Origin of the sequence: Streptococcus danieliae, assembly GCF_025447695.1 — a bacterium.
Classification (GTDB): domain Bacteria; phylum Bacillota; class Bacilli; order Lactobacillales; family Streptococcaceae; genus Streptococcus; species Streptococcus danieliae.
Genome location: NZ_JAOBSU010000111.1, coordinates 1 through 5,536 on the forward strand (window position 1 = coordinate 1; position 5,536 = coordinate 5,536).

4 protein-coding genes are annotated in these 5,536 nt (G+C 45.5%); 2 read left to right on the top strand and 2 right to left on the bottom strand.

What is annotated here, in order from left to right; translation table 11 throughout:
* Positions 1–411: SH3 domain-containing protein (locus N4310_RS07370; RefSeq protein ID WP_262092671.1), on the top strand; the 411-nt coding region annotated here is incomplete at its 5' end.
* Positions 412–466: 55 nt separating this feature from the next.
* Here the strand turns inward: N4310_RS07370 and N4310_RS07375 are convergent.
* Together N4310_RS07375 and N4310_RS07380 are read right to left on the bottom strand one after the other, a co-directional pair.
* Positions 467–1,210, bottom strand: a complete 744-nt coding sequence (locus N4310_RS07375) for an amino acid ABC transporter ATP-binding protein (protein ID WP_160332165.1) — start codon at positions 1,208–1,210, stop codon at positions 467–469.
* Positions 1,207–3,393: an ABC transporter substrate-binding protein/permease gene (locus N4310_RS07380; protein WP_262092672.1), complete on the bottom strand. Its 2,187-nt coding sequence runs from the start codon at positions 3,391–3,393 to the stop codon at positions 1,207–1,209. Before N4310_RS07380 ends, N4310_RS07375 begins: the two co-directional genes overlap by 4 nt.
* Before the next feature lie 146 nt (positions 3,394–3,539).
* On the opposite strand from N4310_RS07380, the gene uvrB reads away from it, so the two are divergent.
* Complete coding sequence (gene uvrB, locus N4310_RS07385; protein WP_262092673.1) at positions 3,540–5,528, top strand: excinuclease ABC subunit UvrB; 1,989 nt, start codon at positions 3,540–3,542, stop codon at positions 5,526–5,528.
* The last annotated feature ends 8 nt before the right edge of the window (positions 5,529–5,536 follow it).

A 5,536-nucleotide genomic window follows, 5' to 3' on the forward strand; every position in this document is an offset into this window, starting at 1 on the left:
GAAGCACGTGTGGCTAGTCCCGATGTGGCCTACTATGACAAGGGTTCTTCTGTTAACTATGACCGTGTCCTAGAATCTGATGGCTACCGTTGGCTTAGCTATCTTAGCTATAGCGGCAACCGGCATTACATCGCTCTTGAAAAATTAGCTTCAGCTCCTAAAGTTGAAGCCAAGCCAGTGGTCAAGGAAGCAGCGAAGGTAGCAGTTTCTGGTCTAGCAGCATCTGGTAACTACGTCTTTCGAGCAGATGCCTTGGTTAAAAACCAACCTCAAGCTGCTGCAGAGGCTGTAGCTCTCTATGAAAAAGGCATGTCTGTGAACTATGATCGGCTTATCCAAGCAGAAGGTCGAAACTGGCTCAGTTACATCTCTGCCTCAGGAGTTCGCCGTTACGTGGCTCTTCCCTTCTAATTTGTAAAGTCAAAAAATCCAGGAAAGCGATGGCTTTCCTGGATTTTTCATTTGTTTACACATTCAAGACCTTATCAAGGAAGTCTTTCAAACGTGGGTGTTGTGGATTATCAAAGATTTCGTCTGGGCGTCCATCTTCAAGGAATTCACCGTCTGCGGTGAAGATAACTCGATTGGCTACCTGACGGGCAAAGCCCATCTCGTGGGTTACGATAATCATGGTCATTCCTTGTTTGGCCAGGTCTTTCATAACATTTAGTACGTCTCCAACCATCTCAGGGTCGAGGGCAGAGGTTGGCTCGTCGAAGAGCATGATTTCAGGTTTCATAGCTAGACCACGGGCAATGGCCACCCGTTGCTTTTGTCCACCGGATAAACTGTCAGGCACGGCATCAGCTTTTTCAGCCAAGCCCACCTTCTCGAGTAATTCCATTCCAAGAGATTTAGCTTCAGCCTCGGTCATCCGTTTGTGTTCGATTGGAGCGAAGGTGATGTTCTCAAGAACAGTCATGTGGGGGAAGAGATTGAAGTGTTGGAATACCATTCCGATATCTTCCCGAACCTTATCAACATCCGTTGTGGGAAGGGTGAGGTCTTTACCATTAACTGTAATATGGCCGCTGGTCGCCTCTTCCAGCAGGTTGAGACTGCGGAGGAAAGTTGATTTTCCAGAACCAGAAGGGCCGATGATACAGACCACATCTCCCTCATAGAATTGAGTGGTGATGCCTTTTAGGACCTCATTTTTCCCATAGTACTTGTGAAGGTCATTTACATCAATTTTCAATTGTTTACTCATTTACTGGTCCTCTTTTCTAGATGTTTCGCTAGGCGAGTGAGAGAAGTAATTAAGATGAGGTAGATCACAGCTAGGATTGCATACATTCGGAAACTTTGATAGTTTCGGGCAATGATAATTTTCCCTGTTTGGAAGAGCTCCACCAAACCGATAGCCGATACGATGGTTGTATCTTTTAGGGCAATGACAAACTGGTTGATGAAGTTTGGAAGCATAATCTTAGCAGCTTGGGGAAGAATAATCTTCCGCATGGTCTTGCTGTAAGAGATTCCTAAACTGCGACTGGCTTCCATCTGACCGGCAGGAACGGCTTGAATACCACCCCGTACAATCTCGGCAATATAAGCACCTGAGTTAAGAGACAGAGCAATCACACCGGCTACAAAGTCATTGATTGGAGACTGTTGACCGGTCATGCTTTCAATCAAGTTAGGGATTCCCCAGAAAATGAAAGCAGCGAGGATCATTAAAGGAATTCCTCGAACTACATCGACGAAAATAGTTGCTGCAGTCCGCAAAGCAGGGACTGGACTGACGCTAAACATTCCGAAGATAATTCCGATAACCATGGCAATGGCAAAGGAGATTAAAGTCAAGGAAATAGTGATCCAGAGACCGTTTAGCAATTGTTTATAGTTGTTTTGGAGCAAGCCCCAAATAGATGTTTCATCAACGTTGGATGATTGGTTGTTGCTTGTAGTAGAAGCTCCTAAATATTTGTTGAGAAGTTTTTCGTATTCTCCGTTTTCCTTAAGGTTAGCCAAACCGTTGTTGAACATTTCAATCAATTCGGGATTTGTTCCTTTTTTAACGGCAAAGCCGTATTCCCCAACTGGGATTCCAGCAATCGGAGTTGCCAAGTCTTGACCTTGGTTGATGGCATATTTGATGATTGGTTCATCATCCATGATGGCCTCGACAGAGCCGGTGTTTAGGCTATCATACATTGAAGCAGCTTCGGAAAAGACCTTGATGTTATAGCCGTATTTATCCTTGTTTTCGGTTAGGAAATCATGGGAAGCTGTTCCGTTTTTAACCCCAACGGTTTTACCCTTGAGATCTTCATAAGAAGCGATTGTGCTGTTTTTCTTAACCCCGATAATCGCATTGGCGATGTAGTAAGGATCGGAGAAGTCAAAGGTTTTTTTACGTTCATCAGTGATGGACATACCCGCTTCGATTCCGTCAGCCTGTCCAGCTTGGACGGCATTAACAGCTGCGTCAAAGCCAGGATTGGTGACAGAAACCGTAAAGCCTTGATCTTTGGCGATGGCTTGGATCAACTCCATATCAATTCCGGTATATTCATTAGAATCGTTTTGGAAAACAAATGGTGCGAAGGAAGAGTCGCTGACAATCTTGTATTCACTCTTGACCGGTGTTGCTTGTTGACCGGTCGCTGTGTCAGTTTCTGGAATGTTAGCGGCAACGGAATTGCTAGAGCCACCAGTCCAAGTTTGGATGATTTGCTCTAGGCTACCGTCTTCTTTCATTTCGGCTAGGGCTTCATTAAATTCTTCAACGAGGTATTCCTTGTCGCTACCTTTTTTAACCCCAAAGGCAAAGCTTCCAACGGCTTCCCCGTCCATGTTGATTTCCAGGTTTTGACCTTGGTCAACGGCATATTGGAGGACAGGTTTGTCGTCCATGATGGCATCCACAGCCCCTGCTTGTAGGCTGTTGTTCATCAAATCTCCAGTGTCGAAGGTTTTGATTTCGTAGCCATATTTGTCCTTATTGTTATCGAGGAAGCGCTGGGCAGCGGTTCCGTTTTTAACCCCAACTGTTTTCCCTTTCAGTTGGCTGTAGTCTGTAATCCCTTTTCCCTTAAGGGTTGCGATGACTACTTTTGTATCGTAGTAGGTGTCGGACATGGTGAAGACTTTTTTACGTTCTTCGGTTGCAGTCATACCGGCCATGATGGCATCAGCTTGACCTGCTTGAACCGCATTAACAGCCGCATCGAAGCCAGGATAACTTTGTTCGTAGTTCCATCCTTTTTTCTCTGCGACTGCCTTGATAATATCGACGTCGATTCCTTTATAGACTTGATCTGAATCTTTAAATTCAAATGGTGCATAAGCGGTATCTGATACAATCTTAATGGTATCAGCTGCCTGCACGCCGCTTGTTACAAATAAGGGGAATATTAGTAACAAGAGACTTAGAAGTTTTTTCTTCATTTCGGCATCTCCTTTTAGAATATTTTAAAATTATACCAAAAAGAGGGCTAGGATGCAAATTTGCTCTTTTTCATGTCAGAAGTTCTTCCATAACAAAAATGGGATTTAGCGGATGAAAGATGGTAAAATAAGAGTCGAGGTGTACTATGATTGAAAGAATAGAAAATAATCAATTTAAGTTGGTTTCCAAGTACCAACCATCCGGGGATCAACCCCAAGCCATTGCTGAATTGGTCGATAATATTGAGGGTGGCGAGAAGGCGCAAATTCTGATGGGAGCTACAGGAACTGGGAAAACCTATACCATGAGTCAAGTAATCGCTAAGGTGAATAAGCCAACCCTAGTGATTGCTCACAATAAAACCCTAGCAGGGCAGCTCTACGGAGAATTTAAAGAATTTTTCCCAGAAAATGCGGTTGAATATTTTGTTTCCTATTATGACTACTACCAGCCGGAAGCCTATGTGCCGTCCAGCGATACGTATATTGAGAAGGATAGCTCGGTCAATGATGAAATTGATAAGCTCCGACATTCGGCAACCTCTGCTTTGCTAGAGCGTAATGATGTTATTGTGGTGGCCTCTGTTTCCTGTATCTATGGTTTGGGTTCGCCTAAGGAGTACGCGGACAAGGTTGTGAGCTTACGGCCTGGTCAGTTGATTTCACGGGATCAGCTCCTTAATGACTTGGTAGATATTCAATTTGAACGTAACGATATTGATTTCCAACGGGGGCGTTTCCGGGTCCGGGGGGATATTGTTGAAGTTTTTCCGGCCAGTCGTGATGAGCATGCCTTTCGGGTAGAGTTCTTTGGCGATGAAATTGACCGGATTCGGGAAATTGAAGCCTTGACCGGTCAGGTTTTGGGGGAGGTTGACCATCTAGCCATTTATCCTGCGACTCACTTCGTGACCAATGATCAGCATTTGGAGATGGCGATTGCCAAGATTCAGGCGGAGTTGGTCGAGCAGTTAGACCAATTTGAGAAGGAAGGTAAGCTTCTTGAAGCGCAGCGTTTGAAACAAAGAACGGATTATGATATCGAGATGTTGCGTGAGATGGGGTATACCAATGGGGTCGAGAACTATTCTCGACACATGGATGGTCGCTCGGAAGGGGAACCGCCGTATACGCTCTTGGATTTCTTCCCGGAGGACTTCCTGATTATGATTGATGAGTCGCATATGACCATGGGGCAAATCAAGGGGATGTACAATGGGGACCGATCGCGGAAGGAGATGTTGGTCAATCATGGCTTCCGTCTGCCAAGTGCTCTGGATAATCGGCCGCTTCGGCGTGAGGAATTTGAGCAACATGTTCATCAAATTGTCTATGTTTCGGCAACACCGGGAGATTATGAAATGGAAGAAACGGAGACGATTGTGGAACAGATCATTCGGCCAACGGGTCTGTTGGATCCGGAGGTTGAGGTGCGGCCAACGCACGGGCAAATGGAGGATCTCCTAGGAGAAATTCATAAGCGGGTTGAGAAAAATGAGCGGGTCTTTATCACGACCCTGACCAAAAAAATGGCGGAAGATTTGACCGACTATCTTAAGGAAATGGGCGTGAAGGTCAAGTATATGCACTCTGATATCAAGACCTTGGAACGGACGGAAATCATCCGCGATCTTCGACTCGGTGTTTTTGATGTCTTGATTGGAATCAACCTCCTGCGGGAGGGAATTGACGTTCCTGAGGTTAGTTTGGTAGCCATCTTGGATGCGGACAAGGAAGGTTTCTTACGGAATGAACGGGGGCTCATTCAGACCATTGGTCGGGCCGCCCGTAATAGTGAGGGGCATGTCATCATGTATGCGGACATGGAAACAGAGTCCATGAAAAAAGCCATGAAAGAAACCGCACGTCGGCGGGCGATTCAGATGGAATACAATGAAAAACATGGGATTACCCCACAAACCATTAAGAAAGAAATTCGCGACCTCATCAGTGTAACCAAGGCAACCTTACCGGAGCAAGAGGAAACTCCAGACTTCGAAAGCATGACCAAAAAAGAGCGCAAGGAAGCGATCAAGAAATTGGAGGATCAGATGCAGGAAGCGGCGGGGATTCTCGATTTCGAATTGGCGGCTCAGATCCGCGATATGATTCTCGAAATCAAGGCCTTAGACTAGCCTTTCGT